The organism is Acetobacter nitrogenifigens DSM 23921 = NBRC 105050 (genome assembly GCF_000429165.1).
Classification (GTDB): domain Bacteria; phylum Pseudomonadota; class Alphaproteobacteria; order Acetobacterales; family Acetobacteraceae; genus Acetobacter; species Acetobacter nitrogenifigens.
On record NZ_AUBI01000002.1, the window covers coordinates 158,916 to 181,692 of the forward strand.

At 62.0% G+C, this 22,777-nt stretch carries 21 protein-coding genes; 12 read left to right on the forward strand and 9 right to left on the reverse strand.

Annotation, left to right across the window (positions count from 1 at the left end):
• Positions 1-3: 3 nt before the first annotated feature.
• The 4 genes from pstB to G442_RS0103625 all read right to left on the reverse strand — a co-directional run bounded on the left by pstB (position 4) and on the right by G442_RS0103625 (position 3,913).
• On the reverse strand, positions 4-765 hold the full coding sequence (pstB, locus tag G442_RS0103610) for a phosphate ABC transporter ATP-binding protein PstB (RefSeq protein WP_035376183.1): 762 nt from the start codon (positions 763-765) through the stop codon (positions 4-6).
• Positions 766-800: 35 nt separating this feature from the next.
• On the reverse strand, positions 801-1,709 hold the full coding sequence (gene pstA / locus G442_RS0103615) for a phosphate ABC transporter permease PstA (RefSeq protein ID WP_026396878.1): 909 nt from the start codon (positions 1,707-1,709) through the stop codon (positions 801-803).
• Positions 1,706-2,701: a phosphate ABC transporter permease subunit PstC gene (gene pstC, locus G442_RS0103620; protein WP_026396879.1), complete on the reverse strand. Its 996-nt coding sequence runs from the start codon at positions 2,699-2,701 to the stop codon at positions 1,706-1,708. Before pstC ends, pstA begins: the two co-directional genes overlap by 4 nt.
• Before the next feature lie 465 nt (positions 2,702-3,166).
• Complete coding sequence (locus G442_RS0103625) at positions 3,167-3,913, reverse strand: glucose 1-dehydrogenase (protein ID WP_026396880.1); 747 nt, start codon at positions 3,911-3,913, stop codon at positions 3,167-3,169.
• A gap of 149 nt (positions 3,914-4,062) precedes the next feature.
• Between G442_RS0103625 and G442_RS0103630 the strand changes: the two genes are divergently transcribed.
• Positions 4,063-4,707, forward strand: a complete 645-nt coding sequence (locus tag G442_RS0103630) for a TetR/AcrR family transcriptional regulator (RefSeq protein WP_084440342.1) — start codon at positions 4,063-4,065, stop codon at positions 4,705-4,707.
• Between the two features lie 537 nt (positions 4,708-5,244).
• Here G442_RS0103630 and G442_RS23835 read toward each other — a convergent pair.
• Both G442_RS23835 and G442_RS20765 read right to left on the reverse strand, forming a co-directional pair.
• The gene (locus G442_RS23835; protein ID WP_161628327.1) at positions 5,245-5,580 is read right to left on the reverse strand and encodes a cupin domain-containing protein; all 336 of its coding nucleotides are present in this window, start codon (positions 5,578-5,580) and stop codon (positions 5,245-5,247) included.
• A gap of 569 nt (positions 5,581-6,149) precedes the next feature.
• The gene (locus G442_RS20765; protein ID WP_051291891.1) at positions 6,150-7,037 is read right to left on the reverse strand and encodes a LysR substrate-binding domain-containing protein; all 888 of its coding nucleotides are present in this window, start codon (positions 7,035-7,037) and stop codon (positions 6,150-6,152) included.
• A gap of 92 nt (positions 7,038-7,129) precedes the next feature.
• Between G442_RS20765 and G442_RS0103650 the strand changes: the two genes are divergently transcribed.
• From G442_RS0103650 to G442_RS0103660, 3 genes are read left to right on the forward strand one after another with little or no spacing between them, the layout of a single operon-like run.
• Positions 7,130-8,647: a UbiD family decarboxylase gene (locus G442_RS0103650; RefSeq protein ID WP_051291892.1), complete on the forward strand. Its 1,518-nt coding sequence runs from the start codon at positions 7,130-7,132 to the stop codon at positions 8,645-8,647.
• Positions 8,644-9,210: a UbiX family flavin prenyltransferase gene (locus tag G442_RS0103655; RefSeq protein ID WP_026396883.1), complete on the forward strand. Its 567-nt coding sequence runs from the start codon at positions 8,644-8,646 to the stop codon at positions 9,208-9,210. Before G442_RS0103650 ends, G442_RS0103655 begins: the two co-directional genes overlap by 4 nt.
• A gap of 56 nt (positions 9,211-9,266) precedes the next feature.
• The gene (locus G442_RS0103660) at positions 9,267-10,118 is read left to right on the forward strand and encodes a sugar phosphate isomerase/epimerase family protein (protein WP_026396884.1); all 852 of its coding nucleotides are present in this window, start codon (positions 9,267-9,269) and stop codon (positions 10,116-10,118) included.
• Positions 10,119-10,476: 358 nt separating this feature from the next.
• On the opposite strand, the gene G442_RS20770 is transcribed toward G442_RS0103660, so the two are convergent.
• Complete coding sequence (locus G442_RS20770; protein WP_161628328.1) at positions 10,477-11,313, reverse strand: SGNH/GDSL hydrolase family protein; 837 nt, start codon at positions 11,311-11,313, stop codon at positions 10,477-10,479.
• A gap of 328 nt (positions 11,314-11,641) precedes the next feature.
• On the opposite strand from G442_RS20770, the gene G442_RS20775 reads away from it, so the two are divergent.
• Complete coding sequence (locus tag G442_RS20775) at positions 11,642-12,637, forward strand: DMT family transporter (RefSeq protein ID WP_051291894.1); 996 nt, start codon at positions 11,642-11,644, stop codon at positions 12,635-12,637.
• 178 nt (positions 12,638-12,815) lie between these two features.
• Here G442_RS20775 and G442_RS0103685 read toward each other — a convergent pair whose 3' ends face one another.
• The gene (locus G442_RS0103685) at positions 12,816-13,934 is read right to left on the reverse strand and encodes an Mrp/NBP35 family ATP-binding protein (protein WP_026396885.1); all 1,119 of its coding nucleotides are present in this window, start codon (positions 13,932-13,934) and stop codon (positions 12,816-12,818) included.
• 202 nt (positions 13,935-14,136) lie between these two features.
• Between G442_RS0103685 and G442_RS20780 the strand changes: the two genes are divergently transcribed.
• From G442_RS20780 to G442_RS24880, 3 genes are read left to right on the forward strand one after another with little or no spacing between them, the layout of a single operon-like run.
• Positions 14,137-15,408, forward strand: a complete 1,272-nt coding sequence (locus tag G442_RS20780) for an OpgC family protein (RefSeq protein ID WP_084440343.1) — start codon at positions 14,137-14,139, stop codon at positions 15,406-15,408.
• 53 nt (positions 15,409-15,461) lie between these two features.
• A complete protein-coding gene (locus tag G442_RS20785; RefSeq protein ID WP_035376144.1) occupies positions 15,462-16,115 on the forward strand; it encodes an SGNH/GDSL hydrolase family protein in 654 nt (217 codons plus the stop codon).
• 56 nt (positions 16,116-16,171) lie between these two features.
• The gene (locus G442_RS24880; protein WP_154660342.1) at positions 16,172-16,453 is read left to right on the forward strand and encodes a hypothetical protein; all 282 of its coding nucleotides are present in this window, start codon (positions 16,172-16,174) and stop codon (positions 16,451-16,453) included.
• Between the two features lie 520 nt (positions 16,454-16,973).
• Here G442_RS24880 and G442_RS0103705 read toward each other — a convergent pair.
• Positions 16,974-18,266 (reverse strand): cation:dicarboxylate symporter family transporter, encoded by a 1,293-nt coding sequence (locus tag G442_RS0103705; protein WP_051291895.1) that lies wholly within the window; start codon positions 18,264-18,266, stop codon positions 16,974-16,976.
• 376 nt (positions 18,267-18,642) lie between these two features.
• On the opposite strand from G442_RS0103705, the gene G442_RS0103715 reads away from it, so the two are divergent.
• From G442_RS0103715 to hisC, 4 genes are all read left to right on the forward strand, one after another.
• Positions 18,643-19,569: a hypothetical protein gene (locus tag G442_RS0103715; protein ID WP_026396888.1), complete on the forward strand. Its 927-nt coding sequence runs from the start codon at positions 18,643-18,645 to the stop codon at positions 19,567-19,569.
• A gap of 251 nt (positions 19,570-19,820) precedes the next feature.
• Complete coding sequence (locus G442_RS0103720; RefSeq protein ID WP_026396889.1) at positions 19,821-20,915, forward strand: MBL fold metallo-hydrolase; 1,095 nt, start codon at positions 19,821-19,823, stop codon at positions 20,913-20,915.
• Between the two features lie 127 nt (positions 20,916-21,042).
• Positions 21,043-21,597 carry an ankyrin repeat domain-containing protein gene (locus G442_RS0103725; RefSeq protein ID WP_026396890.1) on the forward strand — a complete coding sequence of 185 codons (555 nt, stop codon included), beginning with the start codon at positions 21,043-21,045 and terminating at the stop codon, positions 21,595-21,597.
• Positions 21,594-22,661 carry a histidinol-phosphate transaminase gene (hisC, locus tag G442_RS0103730; protein WP_026396891.1) on the forward strand — a complete coding sequence of 356 codons (1,068 nt, stop codon included), beginning with the start codon at positions 21,594-21,596 and terminating at the stop codon, positions 22,659-22,661. Before G442_RS0103725 ends, hisC begins: the two co-directional genes overlap by 4 nt.
• Positions 22,662-22,777: the final 116 nt, after the last annotated feature.

Here is a 22,777-nt window from a genome sequence, read left to right on the forward strand (position 1 = left end):
GGTTCAGCCGAAGCGGCCGGTTATGTAATCCTGGGTCCGCTTCTCGCGCGGCGCGGTGAACATACGGTCGGTGCTGTCGATCTCGACCAGTTCGCCCAGATAGAAGAACGCCACCTGATCGGCGCAGCGCGCCGCCTGCTGCATGTTGTGCGTCACGATGGCGATCGTGAATTCCTTTTTCAGCTCGTCGAGAAGCTCCTCGATACGCGCCGTGGACACCGGATCGAGCGCACTGGTCGGTTCGTCCAGCAACACCACTTCGGGCCGCGTCGCGATCGTGCGCGCAATGCACAGGCGCTGCTGCTGGCCGCCCGACAGCGCGGTGGCGGAAGATTTCAGGCGATCCTTCACTTCCGACCACAGGGCGACGCGATGCAGCACGTCCTCGACGCGCGCGTCCATCTCGGCGCGTGACAGTTTTTCATGCAGCTTCACGCCGAAAGCGATGTTGTCATAGATCGACATCGGGAACGGGGTTGGCTTTTGAAACACCATGCCGACCCGGGCGCGCAGCCGGTTCAGATCCATGCCGGGGGCGACGATGTTGCGTCCGTCGAACATCACCTCGCCGGTGGCGCGCTGTCCCGGATAGAGATCATACATCCGATTCAGCACACGCAGCAGCGTCGACTTCCCGCACCCGGACGGGCCGATCATGCCCGTCACCTTGCGCTTCGGGAAATCCATGGTGATTCCGTGCAGCGCCTTGTGCTGTCCGTAATAGAAATCCAGATTCTTCACGGCGATCATGGCCGACGACGTCATGGATTCCCGCAGATCGCCCGCAAGCACGCTCATAATTACGCTCCCTTACGGTCGAAACCGACGCGCACGATAATATTGATGGCGAGAACGCCCAGAGTGACCAGCAGGGCGCCGGTCCACGCCAGCTGCACCCAGTCTTCGTACGCAGAACCGGCGTACTGGTAGATTGTGACCGGCAGGCTAGCCATCGGATGCGCCGGATTGACCGACCACTCCTGATTGCCCAGCGACGTGAACAACAGCGGCGCCGTCTCGCCCGTCACGCGCGCGACAGCGAGCAAGATACCCGTGATCACGCCCGTGCGGGCGGCGCGCAGGCAGATGAACACGATCACACGCCATTTCCGCGCCCCGAGCGCGATCCCTGCTTCGACCAGCGCCGTAGGCACGAGGGCAAGCATGTCCTCGGTGGTGCGAACGACGATGGGAAGGGCGAGAATCGCCAGGGCGAGGCCGCCGGCAAGACCGGAGAACTGCCCGGTCGGCGCCACGACGATCTGGTAGATGAACAGACCGATCAGAATGGACGGCGCTGACAGCAGCATGTCAGAGACGAAGCGCGTCGTCGACGCGACCCAGCCGCGACCGTAATTGGCCAGAAATATCCCGCACAACATGCCCAGCGGCGCACCAATCGCGATCGCGATCGCGGTCTGGATCAGGCTGCCCACAATCGCGTTCGCCAAGCCGCCGTTCAGGCCGGGAGAGGCGGTGGAATGCGTGAACGTGACCAGCGACAGGCCTGCCGCGCCGCGCACGAGCAGGGTCAACAGGATCGAGACCAGAGCCACGAGGGCGACTGATGTCGCGCACAGGCTAAGCACTGTCGCCAACCGGTCCATGAACCGGCGCCGCGCGACGAGGGCGCTGCCGACGCGCCACTTGTCAGGCTCAGACGAAGCGGGAGCCGCAGAAGCGTGCTTCGAGGCTGGATCCACGCTCATCGACGCGCCTGCCGGGAGGAGACGCCGAGCATCAACCGGGACGCGCAAAGCGCCAGAAAGGAGAGCGCCATCAGGATCGCACCCAAAGCCATCAGGGAGGAGAGTTTCAGACTGCCCGCCGCGCTCTCCGGAAATTCGAGCGCGATCAGAGAGGCGATGGTATTGCCCGGCGCAAAAAGAGACCAGCCGATACGGTTGGCGTTGCCGATGACGAACGTCACCGCCATCGTTTCGCCCATGGCGCGCCCCATGCCGAGCACGACGGCGCCAACTACGGCCCTGCGCGACCATGGCAGGATCACCTGCCGCATGACTTCCCAGCGCGTGGCGCCGAGGCCGAAGGCGCTTTCCTTGAGCACCGGCGGGATCGACGAAAAGACATCGCGCATGACGGCCGTCACGAACGGCATGACCATGACGGCGAGAATGATGCCCCCGGTCATCAGGCCAGTTCCGAACGGCGCGCCCTGCACCAGCGCCCCAAGCACGGGCACGTGGCCGATCGTATGCCGCAGGTTCGGCTGCACGTAATGAGCCATCAGTGGCCGCACCACGAAAAAGCCCCACATGCCGAAGATGATCGAGGGCACGGCGGCGAGAAGCTGCACAGCCATCCCGATAATGGCCGAAACCCGCGCCGGAGCGAGTTGCGTCAGCCAGAACGCTGCGCCGAAAGCCAGCGGAACGGCGATAAGCAGGCCGATCACGCTGGTGACCAGCGTGCCGAAGACCGGAGCCAATGCGCCGTAGTGATGGGTGACCGGATTCCATACATTGGAGACTAGGAAGGCCGGGCCGAACGTGGAGAACGCCTGAACGCCGCCGAACAGCATGACGAGGATGATGGCGCCGAGCAGTGCGAGGACAGTAACCCCCGCGCCCGTGACCAGAACCCGGAAAACCGCGTCGCCATCCAGTCCACGCCTCGCGCCAGCTTCGCTACGGGCGTTATGCGTGGTCGGCGATCCAGCCGGCCCCGACGTTACATCCATGTTTGCGTCGCTCCCCTCAGCGAGGCTGACCAATACTTAACGGTCCTCCGCCCGGCAACCGGCTAATGACTGTAGGGCCGTGACATTTTTATTGCACGCGCGCTTCGCGCCCAGCACGCCGAGAACCCCTTACCACTCTGCAACCTACTTATTCGGCGGCGTCTCGACAGCGAAATCGTCCATGACCAACGACTGGCGGTCACGATGTAAACCAGTCCTTCGCACCTGACAGGACGCAAAGCCGGGTTCGCGGCGAGCCCGGGTTAGACCCAACGCACCATCATTCGACCACAGCGGCCCGCCCGGCCGGCCTTTCCAGACAACCGTGCGTCAGGCAGCCGCACGGTTGATCCCACGCTGGCTGCTCATACGAGAACGCCGCCCTGCCCGCTATTGGGGCAAGGCGCCGCCTCACGTCCCCGCGCCACCGCCCGGCGCAGACGGCGCCGGACGGCAATCATAAATTCAGCGCAGACCGCCAGCTGCGATCAGCGTCTCTCCGGTCAACCACCCGGCATCATCGGAGGCCAGGAAGACCGCGAGCGGAGCGATATCCTGCACCTTACCTGCACGACCCAGCGGCGTCTGAGCGACGATCGCCCGCTCCATGTCAGAGCCCACAACGTTCGCAGCCTGTGTCCCCTCGGTTTCGATCAGGCCGGGATTAATCGCGTTAACCCGAATTTGCTTCGGCCCAAGTTCACGCGCCAGTGAGCCGGTAATGGCGTCGAGGGCGCCCTTCGTCGCCGAGTAGACCGCCGCGTTGGGCGGAGTGACGCGCGACGCGACCGAACTGATATTGATGATGCTTCCGCCAGCGCCGATGTGCGCGGCTGCGGCCTGCGCTGTCAGCAGCGCGCCCAGAACATTGATGTTGAATTGCCGGTGAAAATGCTCCTCGGTGATGCTCTCAAGCGGCGCGAACTCGTAGACACCGGAATTGTTGACCAGAATGTCCAGGCGGCCGAACTGGCTGATCGCGGCGGAGACGATAGCCTCCGCGTCGGCCTTGCGCGACACGTCGCCCTGAACAGCGACTGCCTTGCCGCCAGCGTCCGTGATCGCAGCGACGACGGTGTCCGCACCTGACTTGCTGGATGCGTAATTGACGACAACCGCCGCCCCTTCAGCCGCGAGAGCCTTTGCAATTCCCGCGCCAATGCCCTTTGACGCGCCAGTAACGACCGCGACTTTTCCTGAAAGTTTGCTCATTGATGTCACACCTTGTTCGCCTGAGCGGAGAAGCGCGCCTGCTTCGCATGCCCTGTTTGTTGAAAACGAATGGGTTAAAATGTGGAGCGACCGCTCCAACATAAGGCATATGAGATGGCGCGTTTCAGCGTTCAAGGATTTATGGAGCGATGACACCAAAAAAAATCGACGCCGAACGACGTGGCCGCGGGCGGCCACAGTCTTTCGACAGGACGCAAGCGCTTTACGCGGCGGTACGTCTGTTCTGGGACAGAGGATATGACGGGACGAGTTTCGACGACCTGATCGCGGCGATGGGAATCAGTCCGTCCAGCTTCTACAATGCGTTCAAAAGCAAGGAGGCCCTGTTCCAGGAAGCGGTCGAGGCTTATGCGCAGGCGTCAGGGGCATGGTTCGACACGGTTCTGAAAGAACACGCCGACACGCGAACTGCGCTTGAGCGCCTGCTGGCGTTTGCTGCGACCGAGTTTACGCGCATTGACCGACCGACGGGATGCATGATCGCCGTCGCCGCCACCCAATGCTCTCCGTCACAGGAGCGCCTGCGCGAACTGGTGGCGACGCAGCGAACCCAGTCGGAGAGCGCGATGGCCAATCGCCTGCGTCAGGGCGTCGCGTCGGGCGACCTGCCCGCCAGCACCGACATTGAAGCCCTCGCCGCTTTCTACATGTCGCTGATCCGCGGGATGGCCGTGCAGGCGCGCGACGGCGCCGCGCGGGAGAGGCTTCTCGAAATTGCGCGGATTGGCATGCAGGCGTGGCCAGCGAAGGACGGCGGGTCGAACGCGGCATGAATTCGGGGCCGCGTTTTTCGATCTGAACTCGCTCGGCCGATTTGAGAAACCGCCGCCCCCTCGCTCCGGCGACAGAATGAGGTGAAAAAGCGTGAAGAAGACGGATTTATATAATCCCGATTTCGACATCGTTTCGTCGTGCGATGATCCAACACAGGCGAGAGGCGACAGCCAAAGTGAGACTGTTTCGCTTCCTGGACCCACAGACCTATGCCTGCCGTCGATCTAAACAGGCGCCCGACCTGAACGGGGCGCACATTCTTACTCCGCCTACCGAAAAATTTCGGGGGACCGCTTCACGCCCTATTGCCAAGGGCGCCAGGGCTTACTCCGTCAGGCAACAGGACAAAGGTATCGGAGGCACATTAACGCGTTCGATATATCACCTTAAACTGGCGACCCTGGCGTCTCACACTATAATGGCGGCTCTACCGTCCCACAGCCGGATGACCGCAAGCCACGAAGACGTCAGAAGTCCTTTACGATAACATCACGACCTCGGCAGCGTGTCGCTGGCGCCCCCCCCCACGATTTCGATCAGGCCTGCGCCTTGCCGTCACGCGTCAGAAGCGGTGTGGGTTGAGGTTGCCCCTCGTAATATCCAGCCTCGCGCAAGAGCCCGAAGCGCTTGACGCCCCCGACGCTGATCGATCCGCTGTCGGGATAGGTGCAGACATCTGCTGGCGGCGGCGGATTGGCTATCTGGTGCGCGATTCCTGTATCGGCCGGGCAGGAGATGCAGTCTCCGGGGTGGATCTCATACACGTGATCGCCATAACGGAAGAGGCCTTTCCCTTCGAGCACGACGAAAATTTCGTCAGCCTGAAGATGTGTATGCGCGGGGCAAGCGCTGTGGCCCGGGGGCACCCGCACTGAGCGCATCCCAAGGCGCCCCATGCCGAAGCGTCCTGGCCCTGCGGCCTTCATCTCCGGCGTCAACGCGAGCCGAAAATGCGCCTACGCGGCAGGCACATCGGCCGCGATTTCCGGCGCCGTATGCATGTTGACGATCATAGGCGGCTTTTCGGTCATCGCATTCTCTCGCATCCACATAAGCTCAGCATTGGCGGTTCTTCCGCTAGCAAGCCGAAGCCGTCATCCTGAATACCGGTTATTGACGGCGCAGGCATCCACGCTTGTGTCTTGCATGTATGCCGTACGCGCCCGAATTCGCACACAAACTGATCACCTCAATATTTGCCTGACGACCCGCCACATTCGACACTGTTTGCGAAACGCAACGCGAGAGAGCTTACGACGCTTCGTCTCTGCTTTGCCCCCCCAGCAACCATGGGGTCGGGTGGTCATTTTAAAAGTTACGCTAATTACGCAAATAAAATCAGTAACGACGTGACATACGCACACCAAACACACCAAAGAAAACATCAAAATTTCCAGAGTTTCAAAAATGATTCCAGGAAGCCAGTCGCTACATGCGTCTCTCACAAATCGAGAATATTGCGCAACGCGGCGCTCAGAACCCGTTCGTCGCGCCAGATCGCCCAGAGAGGGGCGCTGATGTCGTCCGTCGGCGGGACGAAGACCACGCCGGGAACGCCTAGCCGCGCAAGCCCTTCCGGCACAAATCCCCACCCGATCCCTTCCGCGACAAGTCCCAGAAGGCTGGTCGCGGATGAAACACGCCACCCGACCTGAAGAGTGACGCCGGATTTCGCGGCATAGTCATGGATGATGCGCTCCGTGCCGACGCCCGCATCGTCCTGGAAGCTGATCATCGGGTCATCCGACAGGTCAGCCAGCGCGAGCGACGCCTTTTCCGAACATGGATGCTGCTGCGGCAGAGCTATCATCAGCTTTTCCGTAATTGCCACACGATGGGAAAGCCCCTCCCTGATCGGCAGCGGGCCCCGGACGAACGCAATATCAATCTCTCCGGCCTCAAGCGCGGAGACAATCTCTTCAATCCCGCCTTCGCGGAGGAGGATAGTCAGGTCGGGGTAACTGTCCCGCATCCGGCGGATCAGCAGCGGCAGTTTGCCGCCGAACATCGCCGAGGTGATGTATCCGACCGCCAGAGAACCAAGCTCCCCGCGCGCAACACGCCGCGCGACATCGGCGGCATGCTTGTGCGCCGCAAGTAGCCTGCCCGCTTCCTCCCGATAAGCAGTCCCCGCTTCGGTCAGGTCTATCCCACGCTTCCGCCGATGAAACAGCCGGACGCCGAGTGCCCCCTCAAGACTGCGAATCTGCTGGCTGAGCGCTGGTTGAGCGATCTGCATGATTTGCGCGGCCTTCCCGATGTGCAGCGTGTCGCAGACGACCAGAAAGGCGCGGAGACGTCGAAGGGAGAGCGATACGAGAGGATCCATAAGTTAAAACATATCAAAAATGGCGTTTCGTGTGGATGGATTATACTACTAGGAATTGTCACCCTGCTTCAATAATTCGCAGGAGCCCGGCAATGACCTCCCCCAAGCAGCACGACACGACCACCGATGCGCCCGTCGACGATCTTCGTTCAGCCATAGAGTTGCTGTCCCGCCATCCCGGACAGATCATCAGCACACAACGCCCCGTGGACCCGAAAGGGGAACTGGCGGGCGTTTACAGGCATATCGGCGCCGGAGGCACCGTCATGCGGCCGACACGCATCGGTCCTGCGATGATGTTCGACTCGATCAAAGGATTTCCTGACTCCCGTGTCCTTGTCGGCGTCATGGCCAGTCGCGAGCGCGTGGCGCTGCTGCTCGGCGCAAAGTCTGAAGATCTGGCGCATCATATGGGAAAGGCGGTCGCTAACCCGGTTCAGCCCGTCGTCATCAAATCCGAACACGCGCCTGTGCAGGAGGTCGTCCATCGCGCCGATGACGAGGGATTTGACCTGCGAACGCTGCTCCCCGCGCCGACCAACACGCCAGAGGACGCAGGCCCTTTCTTCTGTCTCGGCCTCGTGCTGGGGACGGATCCTGACGAAGGACACAGCGACGTCACGATTCATCGTCTATGCGTACAGGGAAAAGACGAACTGTCTATTTTCTTTGCGCCGGGGCGGCATATCGACGTCTTCCGCCAGAAGGCCGAAGCTCGAGGAGAGGCGCTCCCCATCACCATCAACATGGGGCTCGATCCCGCGATCGCGATCGGCGCATGCTTCGAGGCGCCCACGACGCCATTCGGCTATGATGAACTGGCCGTCGCCGGGGCGCTCCGCGGCAAGCCGGTCGAGCTGGCGCCTGCGGTGACGGTCGATCAACACGCGATCGCCCGCGCGGAAATCGTCATAGAAGGCGTCATTCTACCAAACAAACGCATTCGCGAAGACACCAACACCGACACCGGTCTGGCGATGCCGGAATTCCCCGGTTACACCGGCCCCGCCAATCCGTCCCTCCCCGTCATCAAGGTGACGGCCGTGACGATGCGCAAGGGCGCGATTTTGCAGACACTCGTCGGACCGGGGGAGGAGCACGTCAATCTGGCGGGAATCCCGACGGAAGCCAGCATCCTCAACGCCTGTGAAGCCGCGCTCCCCGGATTTGTGAAGAATGTTTATGCACATTCGGCGGGTGGCGGAAAATTGCTTGCGATCCTTCAGGTCAGCAAGCGCGGCGCATTCGATGACGGCAACGCACGACAGGCGGCCATCATTGCGCTTGGTGCCTATCGTGAGCTTAAAAATGTCTTCCTCGTCGATGACGACGTTGATCCGTTCGACACGAACGATGTGCTCTGGGCCATGCAGACCCGTTATCAGGGCGACATGGACACGATGTTTCTGCAGGGCGTGACAGGGCATGTGCTCGACCCCTCCCAGACGCCGGAATATAACCCGGCGCTCGCGTCAAAAGGCACCACTTGCAAAACAGTGTTCGACTGCACTGCGCCATGGCATTTGCGTAAGGAATTTGTTCGGGCGCAGTTTCAGGACGTTGATCCCCGCCCGTTTGCGCCGGACCTGTTTCCCGGAGGCGACGCATGAGCGCCAACCGCCCGCTCATCATCGGCATAACCGGCGCCACGGGGATCGTTCTGGGCGTGCGCGCACTGGAAATGTGCCGTGAACTTGGCGTTGAAACCCATCTGGTCGTAAGTCAGGCCGGTGAAATGACCCGCGCCTACGAGACCGATCTGGACCGCGAGCAGCTTCACGCGCTTGCTGATCATGTGCATCCGGTCAAGGACGTCGGCGCGAGCATCGCCAGCGGCAGTTTCCGGACAATGGGCATGCTGATCGCGCCATGCTCGGTCCGCACACTCGCCGAAGTGGCGACGGGCGTCACCACGACACTTCTGACACGCGCCGCCGACGTCGTTCTGAAAGAGCGACGGCGACTTGTCATGATGGTGCGCGAAGCTCCGTTGCACGCAGGGCATATTCGCAACATGCTCGCCGTGACAGAGATGGGAGGCATTATCCAGCCTCCGGTGCCCGCCTTTTACACCAAGCCTCAATCCGTCAGCGATATCGTCGATCATTGCGTCGCGCGCGCACTCGACTGTTTCGGCATCGACGTGCCCACGATGCAACGGTGGGGTGAATAGACCACCGAGGCGACAGCAAACGCTCCGCAGTGATAATCGTAGGAAGAAGCAGTCATATGTCGATTCTGTCGCGGCTACATATCAGCGAGGTCAGCACGAAAAATCTGACGCTGCGGGAGGACGCAAAGCTCTATCGGCGACATGGGCTGGGGATCGAGCTTTGGGAATCAAAGTTCAGTCACGATAATTTTGAAGCGGAGATCGACTGGCTCGGCGAGCAGGACATTCACGTCAGCTCGCTACAACCCCAGATAATGACTGTTTTCCCTTCCATGTCTGTTCAGGAACCGCACGATCCGGACGAACGTGTCAGGTTATTCTGCCGCGCGGTTGATCGTTTTTCTCGAATTCTGAAGGGACGCGTCATACCAACCCAGACAGGAGCCGTCCCGACCGGCGACGAGGATCTGGTCTGGAGAACTTCTGTCGAAGCTTACAAGAAAATCGCAGACTATGCCGCCAGACGGGACGTAAAAATCGCGCTGGAGCCTCTTGGAGCCTCGCTGATGAACCGAAGCACCATCGTCTCAAATATTGTGACGGCGTTGGAAATGCTGGATGAAGTCAATCATCCGAACTTCGGCATCTGCGCAGATTCTTACAATCTTTGGGAAAGCGCGGCGCTCGATCAGGTTTCTCTCTGCGGTGAAAAACTCTTTCTGGTGCATCTCGCGGATTGGCGTCGCCCGCGTAATTTTCACGATCGCCATATCCCCGGCGACGGCGTCATCCCCAACGGAGAATTTCTCAGGCGCATTCACGATACAGGTTATACAGGCGACTATGTCGTCGAACTCTTCTCCGACGGCGTCACCAACTCTCTGTGGTCCCAAGATCCAGAGTCTGTTGTAAGACGCATCAGACAGGGCGTCGAAACCGCTGCCGAAGAATCAGGAGCGACGGCATAACCGCAGCTTTGGTCGCACTGTTTCACCGCTCGGGTTGTTTTAACGCGCTTCCTGTCCGACCGAACACTTCTCCATCCGATCGACTGATGTCCGCTGTTCTGGCCATCGTCCTTCAACGAAAACAGAACTTGGCAGCGTTGGCCTCCATGTATCTTGCCCTCGAGCACTATGTATTTGGCGTGATGGAAAACGATCCACCGACACGTTCAAGCGGCACAAAGTGAAAGTTTTCTCCGCCCATGAGGGCGCCAAAGGGGCGAACGCCCCGAAAATCCGCCGGACGGCCGCCCTGCCATCGCTCTCAGTGAGACTGACGCAACACAGCTGACATGACCTGCAGGTATGCGACGTCCATGCCTCAGCGAGCGCCAGGATCACCAATGACTTCATTCAGGGCCGCAGCAACCTTGTCCATACCCGCCTGATTGGGATGATACGGAACCGGAGCAGCCCACCCTGGGGTTTTCTGCGGATGATAACCCGCGACATAGGGAACCTCCGCACAGACTTCATGACCGGCGCCGATCACGGAGCTGGGCACTACGCCGACGCCGTTGCGTCGGGCGGCGCCGCCGATGATCTGGGCCAGACGCACGTAGCGCGCGCGCATTCGCACGGCGTCGTCCGGCGCAAGCGGCAGAGCTGCGCAGGATTCCGCCGCACGACCGGGAACCGCTGGCAGATAACCGAGCAGCACGATGCGCGCCGCAGGCGCCCGACGGCGCACCTCCGTCACGACCCTGTCCAGAGATTCCGGTAACACCGCGATCCGACGCTCTACCTCCGCGGGATCCGTAACGCGGCAATTCGCGCCGCCAGTATCGCGGCATGACAGCCCCATCAGGTCGGTGACGTAATTGACATCGTTCCCGCCAATAAGGATCGAAACAAGTCGCGCATCAGGAGTGACCGCTTCGATCTGGGCCGGCAGCCCATACTGGCCGTGCTCAAGGATGTTAGCCGTAGTCGCGCCCGAACAGGAAACGTCGACAAGCTTCAGACCGCGCGCTCTGGCGACGATATCCGCGAAATTCGACGCCGAACGACGACACCCGCCAGCGGATACGATGGGCGCGCCGACACCCGGGCCTGCGGCGTATGAACTGCCCATCGAGACATAAAGATCTCCAGTGCCCGGCGCCGATGAGCGGGCGACGGCGGGCGCGGACAGAACCGCCGCCAGCAGAAGCGTCAAGATGGCTTTTAACGCCTGAGAAAAAAGCAAACCGAAGCTATACACATGACGCTTCATAGGCAGTCTTTCACGAAAATCAGGCGGGCCTGCGGCTGGCGGGCGCCAATTGCAGAATTGCGTTTGAATGCGACGCCTGCGCCCTGTTCGACGCAAGACATGTCCCCTCGGACGAAAACGCTGGAGCCCGAGAGGGCGCACGAAACAATGGCGGCCTGAAGCATGGCCAACGACCCGATATTCAGTGCAAATGCCCCCACAAGACAATGCTGACCTTGGCTATGAAAAAATACCGACGTTACGCCCCACCGCAGACAACAGGATACCCGGAATGACCGCCACTTCCCCCAGCGCGCCGGACGTCACCCACTCCCACGCCACGTTTGCGGGAGTTATCTGTGGCGCAGGAGCAGGCGCGCTTTGGGGGCTGGTGTTTCTTGCGCCCGAATTGGTCCGGACGTTCGATCCGCTGTTCCTGACGAGCGGACGATACCTGTTTTACGGACTGATCTCGGCGGCCATGCTCGCGCCGCGATGGCGCCACTTCGCGGCTACGGTCTCGGCTGGCGAGTGGTTGGCGCTTATGAAGCTCGGGTTCGCCGGCAATATTCTCTACTATCTGTTGCTCTCGACCGCCGTGCAGAGCGGCGGCGTGGCCATGACGTCATTGGTCATCGGGTTTCTGCCCGTCGCGGTCACGATCGTCGGCAGTCGCGACAAGGGGGCGGTATCGCTGGCGAAGCTGGCGCCATCGCTCCTGCTCTGCGCAGCCGGAGCGGTCTGTATCGGCTGGCAAACTGTGGCCGCGCCGTCGCAAATACCAGCGTCCGCGCGTCTGACCGGGTTGTTGAGCGCCATCGGCGCGCTTGTATCATGGACGATCTACGCGGTCGGCAACAGCCGCTGGTTACGACGCCTTGATCACATATCCGCTCATGACTGGAATTTTCTGACGGGCGTCGTCACCGGAGCGCAGAGTCTCGTGCTTGTTCCGCTCGCATTCCTAATCGACCACGCCCATCACGACGCGACCGAGTGGACGCAGCTTGGCCTCGTGTCTCTGAGCGTTGCATTTTTGGCGTCCATCGTCGGCAACGCGCTGTGGAACCGCATGAGCCGTCTCCTGCCGCTCACGCTCACCGGCCAGATGATTCTCTTTGAGACGTTATTCGCGCTGATCTACGGATTTCTGTGGGAGAAGCGGCTGCCGCATGTCCTTGAAGCGGCGGCTTTCACGCTGGTCGCGTTAAGCGTCGTGACCTGCGTCGGGGCGCATCGGAGCGCAGGGAGTCGAGCGCAGACAGTGGACGCCTCGCACCCGGTGTAAAATCTGATGAAAGCATAGGTTCCTGGACGTCCGACGCCGCCGCAACGCCTGCCCGTCGCGAACTCATTCAGTAAACGCCCGGATCAGCGGACGCACACGTCCAGACGGTCCCTTACGTCGCCTGGTAGAGAACGAATCAGACGTCGCCTTACGGCGATGGCCGCTGGGCAGAACCGTCTCACGCCCCTGCCGGAGGGCGCCGCATCGTTCGACGCAAAGACTCCGCCACGGTCGCCGCCAGCTTGCGGTACGCTTGTGCGGCCTCGCTCTCCGGCGCCGCCGCCACGATCGGCGCGCCCGAATCAGCGCTGGCCCGGATATCCGCCAGCAGCGGAATTTCGCCCAAAAACGGCGCGTCCAGTCGCGCCGCTTCCTCACGCGCGCCGCCATGGCCGAACAGTTCGGTCCGATGACCACAGTTGGGACAGCAGAAATATGACATGTTTTCAATCAACCCGAGCACCGGCACACGCGTCTTCTCGAACATCGCAATACCCCGCCGCGCGTCAAGCAACGCGATGTCCTGCGGCGTCGAGACGATGATCGCGCCGGTCAGCGTCGCCTTCTGCGCAAGCGTCAGCTGCGCGTCGCCAGTGCCGGGCGGCATGTCGATAATCAGAACGTCGAGCCTGCCCCAGTCCACGTCGTTGAGAAGCTGTCCAATCGCGCCCATAACCATGGGACCGCGCCAGATCATGGCCTGATTCTCATCGACCAGCATGCCGATCGACATGGCGGACACGCCCCATGCGCGCGCAGGGATCAGCCGACCGTCGCGCACCTCCGGACGTTCGGCGACGCCGAGCATCCGGGGCAGAGACGGGCCATGAACGTCCGCGTCCATCAGACCGACCGAAAGCCCCTCAAGCGCCAGTCCGACCGCAAGATTGACGGCGGTAGTCGATTTTCCGACGCCGCCTTTGCCCGAGGCCACGGCGATGACCGCTCCGACATCGAGCGACGATGCGCCGCCGCCCACGCCGCCGAGCGGGCGATGTCCGCCACCGGGCGCAGCGGGACGCTGGGCGGGCGTCTGCTCGCGGTGGGCCGTCAACATGACCTGGGAACGCACAGGCGCGAACGCGCTGTCCAGCGCATGCTCTGCGGCGCCGGTGAGGCGGTCCACAGCCGCAGCGTCGGCCGCAGCGACGGTGAGCACCACACGCAAACGTCCGTCGACAATGGCGCATGACTCGACGCGCGCGATATCGAGAAGGCCGCGACCACTCGTCGCGTCAGCGACGTCGCGGAGGATTGCCTCGACCTCTGTTCGTTCAGGAACGCCACGCTGGGTCATAACACCACCTTAATTTCACCTTCAGATGCCCGCGTTCGAACGGACGCCGGAGCGGCAGGGCGTCCCTACGCGCCCGCGCTCTGTTATCCATGCTGCAAGAAAGCGCAACCAGACTGGCTTTCAAGTCGCCGATACCTTTTAATAGCACACGGCCCGGTCTAGATCCGGTCGATCTGCTGGGACGCGCCGCTCAGGACAGGATATGACGGACCAATCATCCACAGCCACACTGAGTCGCGACGTGCCCGCCAGGCCCGGCCCACAAGCCTCGCCGGGCGACGTGGCAGACGAAGCGCCAGGCACGACCCATACGACGGAGGATGGCCCTCCGGGCAGCGCCCCGCAGCCGCCTTCCGTCCGGCCGCGGAGCAGCAGTCGCGACCATCGCATCGACGCCATGCGCGGCGCCGCGTTGCTGATGATGTTCGTCGATCACATTCCTCAAAATCTTCTGAACCGGCTGACCATGCGGAACGTAGGTTTCGCCGACGCGGCCGAAATTTTCGTGCTGCTGGCCGGATACGCCTCCTGGCTTGCTTACGGGCGCGGGTTCGCCAGGAACGGCGCCAGAGATACGGTGATCCGTATCGCCCGCCGCTGCGGCAAGCTCTACGTGGCGCAGACGCTGATGTTGCTTGTTTCGGTCTTCACGATCCGCGAATGGCGCCGGTTCTCGCCGGTGCCCGTAGATTTTCTGGAGCCCGAACTGGCCCACGGGGTTTCGGATCTGTGGCGCGTGCTGCTGCTCGACGCCCTTCCGGCCAATCTCAACATCCTTCCGCTCTATATGGTGCTTCTCGGGGCGTTTCCGCTTATCTACCTGCTGATCCGGGTCAGCCGCTTTCTCGCCCTCGGACTCAGCGCCGGGCTATGGCTGTTGATCAACGTCGACCCGACGGTGAATTTCCCTAACTGGCTCGATCCCGATGGATGGTATTTCGACCCGCTGGCGTGGCAGTTCCTGTTCGTCCTCGGGGCCTCCGCGGCGATCGAGGCCGGACGGCACGGGGGCGACCTGCCGTCGTATCGCTGGCTGAAGATCGCCGCCGCGCTTTATCTGACGTTCTCACTGGTGGAGGCGTTTCCCTGGGCGCAATGGGGATTGCCCGAATTGCGGCCGTTCGCATTGCCGTCCCCAGACAAAAGCACCCTCGCGCCGCTGCGCCTGCTCGACGTCATGGCGATTTTCTATCTTGTTCAGTCATCGTCCGTCGCGCGGACGCTCTCCCACTCACGCCTGGGGCAGGCGCTGGCGCTGGCGGGACGACACTCCCTCGAGATCTTCACGGCTGGCACCGTCCTCGACCTGTTTGGCAGACTGGTCTTCACCACCTTCGGAGCTGGGTGGCCACTTCAGATTGTGGTGAACGGCGTGGGGCTGGGTCTTCTGTTCCTTGTCGCGCAGTTTTATGAACGTCGTCGCGTGCGGCAGCGCGCCGCCGCACCCGGCGGAGGCCCGGCCGTCGAGGCGTAAGGCGGGGCGCATCCGCCCTCAGCCTCTCCAATAAGTTCGGAGAGTTGTTCCCGATGACGTTCTTTCCTCGCCTGACCAGCCGTCTTGAAGCTGGCGAACCCGTGACTATCTGCCTGTTCGGTTCATCCACGACCGAAGGCGTGGGCGCCAGTTCACCGGAACATGGTTTTGCGCCGATCTTCGCCCGGACATTCGAACCTTTCGCACGCGGCGGACTGACGATCGTCAATCTGGGGATTGGCGGCAATGGCGCGCGCGAGATGCACGCGCGTCTGCAACCGGTTCTGAGCGCCAATGCCGATCTCGTGATCTGGCAGGGCGGCACCAACGACGCGTGGCAGAACGTCCCTCTCGCCGAGTTCGAGGACCTGACCCGCAAGGATCTGTCGACGTTGCGTGAGAGCGGCGCCGATCTGGCGATGATCGGGCCGCAATGGAGCCGGATGATGGAGGAATGCGCCGCATTCCCGGCGTTTCGTGACGCGACGCCTGCACTCGGGCGGGAACTGGGCGTGCCCGTGTTCGATCGTTATGGCCGCATGAAGTCCTGGTGCGCCGAATACGGGATGACGCGGGACGATCTGTCGCCTGACGGCCTGCATATGGGCGATTTCGGCTACCGCCTGCTCGGCGAAGCCGTCGCGAACTGGGTGATCGAACTTACAGGGGCTGCGCAGGCCTGGGGCAGACCTGCCGTGATGTCGTGAGGTCTGCTCTCTTCTGAAAGGGAATGCAGTGCGGCTGTTGCGGCCGCAGGTGAGATATGCGCTTCACATTCCCCTCTTTAACAACTCTCGCCTGCCTCCATTCTCTGCCGGCGGTTGCGTTCGCCCAAGTCATAACACCAGCCGCGCAAGCGGACGCGTTCTACCATTGGTATCTGGATCAATCCGGAAGAGCGCAACCCGCTTTGATGGAATCGAAAATTACAGATTACGCCACCCCAAATCTTGTGAAGAGACTTCGTTCGACGTATCGAGCGAACGGCTTTGCCGAAGGCGCTGATTATTTTCTAAAAGTCCAGGATTATGATGAAACTGACTGAAAAAATCACATTTCCGCTTCGTTGCTAACGGCGTCCGGCGCCCAGGCTATGACATTGGTGACACTTGGATCCGTAGGGAAGGCAGATCTTTGCGTTCATTTTCAGAAGATTGGATCCATGTAGAAAATTTCCGATGTAGACGGGCCAGATATCAAAAATTCTTCCAAAAATTGCCATACGCACATTGCCGAAAAACCAACGCCGGAATAAGCGACATGACCCCGGAACGCAGCGAGAATTCTGGAGATTGTCATCCTCGACTCGCGTTGACTTACGTAGAGGCACATCCTCTGTATTTGAGGGAGCATTGCCATCCGATCAGTTATTCCCGCTGCATGCGGCCGAATACCGGGCCAGGTGAAAAACGCAAAGGCACGAAGAGGAATATTTAACTTACGAATTTGCATGATTTTTATATAAATATTTTCAGTATATTTTAAATATTTCAAAAAACTCACCCGGCAGCAAATCAAAACCCCTCCTATACCACGGCCACGCTCGCCAAACGTCCAGCCCTGCCCTAAGCGCCCCCTAGCGTCCGACGCGCCTGCTCCCGGTCCAGCGTCCCCTCCCACGCCGCGATGACCACAGGCGCGACGCAATTTCCAATAAGATTGCCGACGGAACGCGGAATACCGACGAACCAGTCGACCGCCAGAAGCAGCACAAGACTCGCCACCGGAATGGATGGCGCCGCGCCAAGCGTGGCCGCCAGCACCACGATGGCGACGCCCGGCACGCCATGCGCGCCCTTCGACGTGATAAGCGCCGTCGCCAGCATGGCGAACATCTGGCCCCAGCCCAGGGGCGTGTGCGTCGCCTCCGCGAGAAACACGACTGCGAAGCCAAGATAAATCGACAGCGCGTCGAGATTGAAAGAATATCCGGCAGGCGTCACCAGCCCGACGACCTGCCGCGACACGCCCATGCGCTCCAGCTTGGCCATGACGCTGGGCAGCACCGAATCCGAACTGGTCGTGGCGGCGACGATGACGATCTCTTCGCGCAGGTAACGCATGAAACGCAGAGGATTGATCCCGCAGGCGAGCAGACAGCCGCCAAGCACTACGGTCATGAACACTGTGATCGCAACACAATATATCAGCACGAACGCTGCAAGACTCTCGATCGCCTCGAGCCCGTACTGCGCGGTCGTGGACGCCACGGCGCCAAACACCCCCAAAGGCGCAGTCGCGATGATATAGCGCATCATCCGCGAAAAGAGCGCGGTGAGACTGTCTGTCAGCTTTATGAGCGGGGCTCCTGCTGGCCCAATCTGCGCGAGGCAGCAACCGAACAGGATGGCGAAGACGAGAATCTGTAGAATATTAGCGTCAGCGAAGGCCGAAACGGGCGAACGCGGCACGAGAGCCAGCAGAAAACCGGTGACGCCGCCATTGTGCAGCAGATGCGCATTGCCCGCGAACGACGCCACCGCCTGTGCGTCCGCTTCCGTCGCGTGAAAATCGACGCCTGCGCCGGGGTGGATGAGCAACGCCGCGCCGACCGCAAGCAACAGGACCGCCGTCGTCATGACCTCGAAATAGAGCAGGGCGCGCAAACCCAGCCGCCCGACGGTGCGCAGCGAGCCAGCGCTGACGATGCCTGTGACGATAATGCAGAACAGCAGCGGCCCGACCGCCATAACGATCAGGCGCAGGAACAGCGCGCTAAGCCAGCGCGTCTGCTCGGCGAAGGCAGAATCGAGCAGACCGACCAGAAGGCCGAGCGCTGTCGCCACCGCGACCTGAGAGAAAACGCCGAAGCGTGGCGACTTGCGTGCGGGTGGCGTTGCGTCCTGCGTAACAGTCATACGTATGGGCGTTCCTGAGTTTTCAACTGGAGCCCAGTATTTCACGATAGTTCTGCCCGCGAAATGGGGGCGGATGCGCCCGGCTGGACCCTAAGCGTGCCAGGGCGCTTCAGACGTCACGACTTCTGAGAAGCCGCCGATCCTGTTCGTCTGGGACCTGTCTGGAGGCCTGGGGTCATCGCCGCCCTTCAGGAGGCGCTGGCTTTCCTGTGACCATGACAAGGGCGGCGGAGCGAAAATCTGCCCGCGCCGCCGGCCCAGACATGATGACAGCTATCCTTGCGACCGCGTCCCGCCCGGACGACCCCATCCCGTTGGCGACCAAATAGCGCCCCGCGTCGCCGCGCCCCATTCCCTCCATTGCCGGTCTTCCTGAATGCATTCTTCGCAACTGCACGTCGTCACTTCCCGCTCGAACCCGCTGCGCTGGCGAACCCCGGATCGCATCTATCGCGACTGGGCGCAGCACATTCTCGACAGCGGAGCGCAACTCACCGTCGTCGAGTGCCAGTACGGCGACCGACCGTTCACCTGCGAGCTTCCCGGCGTCCGGCACGTCGGCGTGCGCGCGAACTCCATGGTGTGGGAGAAAGAACGGCTTCTGAATATCGGTATCGCCAGCCTGCCGCATGACTGGCGCACGGTCGCGTGGATCGACAGCGACGTGTTTTTTCGCCAGCCGGACTGGGCGCGCGAGACAGTGGAGGCGCTGCAACTCTTCGACGTGATTCAGCCGTGGTCCGATTGCTACGACCTTGGCCCGAACGGCGAGCATATGCAGCTTCACCGCTCCTTCTGCCGTCTCTGGATGGACGGTGAACCGATCATGCAGGGGCCGCGCGCGCACCGGTCGCCGTATCGCTTCGCGCATCCCGGGTATGCGTGGGCGGCCACGCGTTCGGCGCTGGAGGCCACAGGTGGCCTGCTCGACATGGCCGCCCTGGGTTCGGCGGATCACCATATGGCGCTGGGACTGATCGGCCGGGCGCAGGAATCTTACCCGGGCAATATTTCGGAGGGGTACAAACGCCATGTCCTGCGCTGGCAGTCGCGGGCGATGCAGGCGATCAACGGGAATATCGGCGCGCTGGGCGGAACGATCGAGCACAGTTTCCATGGAGCCAAGCGCGATCGGGCTTATGAAAGCCGCTGGGACATTCTTGCGCGCAATCACTTCGACCCGGACGAGGATCTGAAGCGCAATGTCTGGCAGGCGTGGGAACTGGCCGGAAACAAGCCCCGTCTACGCCGCGAGATCGAACGTTATTTTCGCGCACGGAACGAAGACGCCAACGTGTTCTGACAATCGTTAAACGCCACTGCCCCAGGCGCCGCGTCCATGCAAACATGGACACTAAACAGAAAATATCGATATTATTAAGGAATTTTATTCCATTTCTATATCGAAATAATATCTGAGGGCCCGTTCGAAAACGGCGGCTTCATGCGTGAGGAACGCAGCCTCAACCGTTGAAGCAGAAGCACGGATACGGCGGCCGCAGACGTCGCCCTCCTCCCTCGCCTTGCGGCGCGGGATAGGGCATGCTGGTCGGAATGACGCTCCGACCTCATCGGCCTTCCGATCATTCCGACGGATTGGCGTTCTTCAACCCTCCGCTCCCGCAGGATTGGGCGCCAGCGCCACGACCCGACGCGTGGCCGGAAGAGCCGGACGACCCTGAATTCATCGAACGAGGGTCGCCTGACGGGCCGAGGCGCGTCAAACCTACGCGTTTCCTGCGCTGGGCGTTGTCCTCTCTGACCGACAAACCGGAACGGATCATCGACCCTCCGCCTCAGGGAGACCCGTTCACAACGCCCGGGTCGGGGCGGATCAGCGTCACTTTCATCGGGCACTGCACGTTCCTGCTGCGGGCGCCGCTGCCCGGGGGGCGCGTGCTGACGGTCATGACGGACCCCATTTTCTCGGAACGCTGCTCGCCGTTCTCTTTCATCGGTCCCCGCAGATTGCGTGCGCCGGGACGGACGCTGGCGGAATTGCCGAAGATCGACGTGCTGCTCATCTCTCACTGCCATTACGATCATCTCGACCTGCCCAGCCTTCGCGCCATCGCGCGTCGGGACGATCCGATCGTGATCACGCCTCTGGGCAACAGCGATCTGTTGGCCAAGGCGGGGCTTCGGCGCGTGTCCGAGCTGGACTGGTGGGATAGCATGCGATTCGGCGATGTCGCCGCGACCTGCACGCCGGCGCGCCATTTCGCGCAGCGGACGCCCTTCGACGGCGGGCGCCGCCTTTGGGGCGGGCTGACATTGAGCCTGCCCGCCGTGGGCGACGTTGGTCCGCGCTCCATATTTTTCGCAGGCGACACAGCCCACGGCCCGCACTGGCGGGAAATCCGGGAAAAGCTTGGCGCGCCGGATCTGGCGTTGCTGCCGATCGGCGCCTATTCGCCGCGTTCCTTCCTTCACAGGGTCCATGCCGACCCGGTGGAAGCGGTCGCCGCTTTTCGCACGCTGGAGGCGAAGAAGGCGGTCGCCATGCATTTCGGCACGTTTCCACTGTCGCGGGAACCGCTTGGGGAGCCCGAACGTTGCCTGGCGGACACGGCCGCCTGGGCCGGCTTACCCCCTGACGCATTCACGCCCCTGTCGTTCGGCGAGACACGTCTGATCTCGCTGACCTGAGTTCCCCGACGCAAGAGCAGCCTGGCGGCCCGAGAAAGCCGGACTCTTCGCAACCCGGCTGCGGATACGGTAGGATGGGCGCCTGCCGCCGCCACGTTGCGGCGTCACGTTTACAAGGAGAACGCCCATGACAGGTCAGCACGACGCCGGGACAGGGAAGCCTGACGCCACTGCGCCCGAAGAGCAGGCGTTCGATCTGGCCGAAGTCGAGGCGCTGTTTCTCAACGCGTCGCGCGACGGGCAGGCCGATCTGGTGCAGGAATTCGTCGCGGCGGGACTGAGCCCCGACCTTTCCAACGAAAAGGGCCATTCGGCGCTGATTCTCGCAACGTACAACGGCCATCTCGAGGCCACGAAAGTTCTGCTCGACGCAGGAGCTACAATCGACCTGCGCGACGCCAAGGGCGCCACGGCCCTGGCGGGCGTGGCGTTCAAGGGCGAGATCGAGATCGCCCGCATGTTGCTGGAAGCGGGCGCTCAGGTGGACGCCGCGAACGAGGTCGGGCGCACGCCGCTTATGTTCGCGGTGATGTTCGGGCGGCTGGACATGGCGAAGCTGCTGATCGAGGCGGGAGCGAACCCGACCCTGCGCGACGGAGAGGGGCGTGACGCCCGCGATATCGCCGTCGCGCTGGGTTCGGAGCCCATGCAGGACCTGTTGGGCAACGGAACCGCGCGATGAGCGAACTCTGGAGCCCTCTCGTAAGCCGCCTGACGCCTTATGTTCCCGGCGAGCAGCCAAAGATCGCCGACCTGATCAAGCTGAACACGAACGAGAGCCCATACGGCCCCTCCCCGCGCGCGATCGCGGCGATCCGGGAGGCTACAGGCGACGACCTGCGCCTGTACCCGGATCCCGAAGCCACGGCTCTGCGCGATGCGATCGCGCGCCGCGTCGGGCTGACTGCGGCGCATGTGTTCGTCGGCAACGGCTCGGACGAAGTTCTCGCGCACGCCTTCCAGGCGTTTTTCGATCATGGCGACCCGGTGCTGTTCGCTGACGTCACCTACAGCTTCTACCCGGTGTATTGCGGCCTTTACGGCCTGCCATTCGAGCTGATCCCGCTCGACGAGGCCATGCGCGTACGCGTGGAGGATTACACCCGCCCGTGCAGCGGCGTGATCGTCGCCAACCCCAATGCGCCGACCGGAATCGCCTTACCCCTCTCAGCCATCGAGACGTTGCTGGCGGCCCATCCGTCCCGCGTCGTGCTGGTGGACGAAGCCTACGTCGATTTTGGTGCGGAATCGGCCGTCTCGCTTATCAGCCGTTATCCCAACCTGCTGGTGGTGCAGACCCTGTCGAAATCGCGCGCGCTCGCCGGGCTTCGCGTAGGATTCGCTCTGGGCGATCCTGCGCTGATCGAGGCGCTCGTCCGGGTCAAGGACAGCTTCAACTCCTATCCGCTGGATCGCCTCGCGCAGGTCGGCGCGCAGGCTGCAATAGAAGACGAGAACTGGTTCAGCGAATCGGTCGCACGGGTGATGGCGACACGTGAGCAGCTGTCCGGCGGGTTGCGAGAGCTCGGGTTCGAGGTCTTGCCTTCGTCCGCCAATTTTGTGTACGCTCGACACCCGGACCGTGACGCAGCCCATCTGGCTGCCGCGTTGAGAGAAAGGGCGATTATCGTGCGCCATCTGAAAGGCCCGCGCACTGCCCCCTGGCTCAGGGTGACGGTCGGCGCCGACGAGCAATGCGCCACATTGCTCGATTCGCTCAGGGGCATACTGCTCAGCAACTCCTGAGCGCGGACGCCCGGCTGATGAAAGTCGGGCGCATACCAGGGACCAGACCGGAGGCGTCGTCTTTCGAGGCGCCGATCGGCAGGGTCGGTTATCGTAAAACGCTCCCGGCGATCCCT

Excerpts from the sequence above, each read along its gene's own strand:
- pstB (WP_035376183.1), bottom strand. The coding sequence starts at position 765 with ATGACGTCGTCGGCCATGATCGCCGTGAAGAATCTGGATTTCTATTAC.
- pstA (WP_026396878.1), bottom strand. The coding sequence starts at position 1,709 with ATGAGCGTGGATCCAGCCTCGAAGCACGCTTCTGCGGCTCCCGCTTCG.
- pstC (WP_026396879.1), bottom strand. The coding sequence starts at position 2,701 with ATGGATGTAACGTCGGGGCCGGCTGGATCGCCGACCACGCATAACGCC.
- G442_RS0103625 (WP_026396880.1), bottom strand. The coding sequence starts at position 3,913 with ATGAGCAAACTTTCAGGAAAAGTCGCGGTCGTTACTGGCGCGTCAAAG.
- G442_RS0103630 (WP_084440342.1), top strand. The coding sequence starts at position 4,063 with ATGACACCAAAAAAAATCGACGCCGAACGACGTGGCCGCGGGCGGCCA.
- G442_RS20765 (WP_051291891.1), bottom strand. The coding sequence starts at position 7,037 with ATGGATCCTCTCGTATCGCTCTCCCTTCGACGTCTCCGCGCCTTTCTG.
- G442_RS0103650 (WP_051291892.1), top strand. The coding sequence starts at position 7,130 with ATGACCTCCCCCAAGCAGCACGACACGACCACCGATGCGCCCGTCGAC.
- G442_RS0103655 (WP_026396883.1), top strand. The coding sequence starts at position 8,644 with ATGAGCGCCAACCGCCCGCTCATCATCGGCATAACCGGCGCCACGGGG.
- G442_RS0103660 (WP_026396884.1), top strand. The coding sequence starts at position 9,267 with ATGTCGATTCTGTCGCGGCTACATATCAGCGAGGTCAGCACGAAAAAT.
- G442_RS20775 (WP_051291894.1), top strand. The coding sequence starts at position 11,642 with ATGACCGCCACTTCCCCCAGCGCGCCGGACGTCACCCACTCCCACGCC.
- G442_RS0103685 (WP_026396885.1), bottom strand. The coding sequence starts at position 13,934 with ATGACCCAGCGTGGCGTTCCTGAACGAACAGAGGTCGAGGCAATCCTC.
- G442_RS20780 (WP_084440343.1), top strand. The coding sequence starts at position 14,137 with ATGACGGACCAATCATCCACAGCCACACTGAGTCGCGACGTGCCCGCC.
- G442_RS20785 (WP_035376144.1), top strand. The coding sequence starts at position 15,462 with ATGACGTTCTTTCCTCGCCTGACCAGCCGTCTTGAAGCTGGCGAACCC.
- G442_RS24880 (WP_154660342.1), top strand. The coding sequence starts at position 16,172 with ATGCGCTTCACATTCCCCTCTTTAACAACTCTCGCCTGCCTCCATTCT.
- G442_RS0103705 (WP_051291895.1), bottom strand. The coding sequence starts at position 18,266 with ATGACTGTTACGCAGGACGCAACGCCACCCGCACGCAAGTCGCCACGC.
- G442_RS0103715 (WP_026396888.1), top strand. The coding sequence starts at position 18,643 with ATGCATTCTTCGCAACTGCACGTCGTCACTTCCCGCTCGAACCCGCTG.
- G442_RS0103720 (WP_026396889.1), top strand. The coding sequence starts at position 19,821 with ATGACGCTCCGACCTCATCGGCCTTCCGATCATTCCGACGGATTGGCG.
- G442_RS0103725 (WP_026396890.1), top strand. The coding sequence starts at position 21,043 with ATGACAGGTCAGCACGACGCCGGGACAGGGAAGCCTGACGCCACTGCG.
- hisC (WP_026396891.1), top strand. The coding sequence starts at position 21,594 with ATGAGCGAACTCTGGAGCCCTCTCGTAAGCCGCCTGACGCCTTATGTT.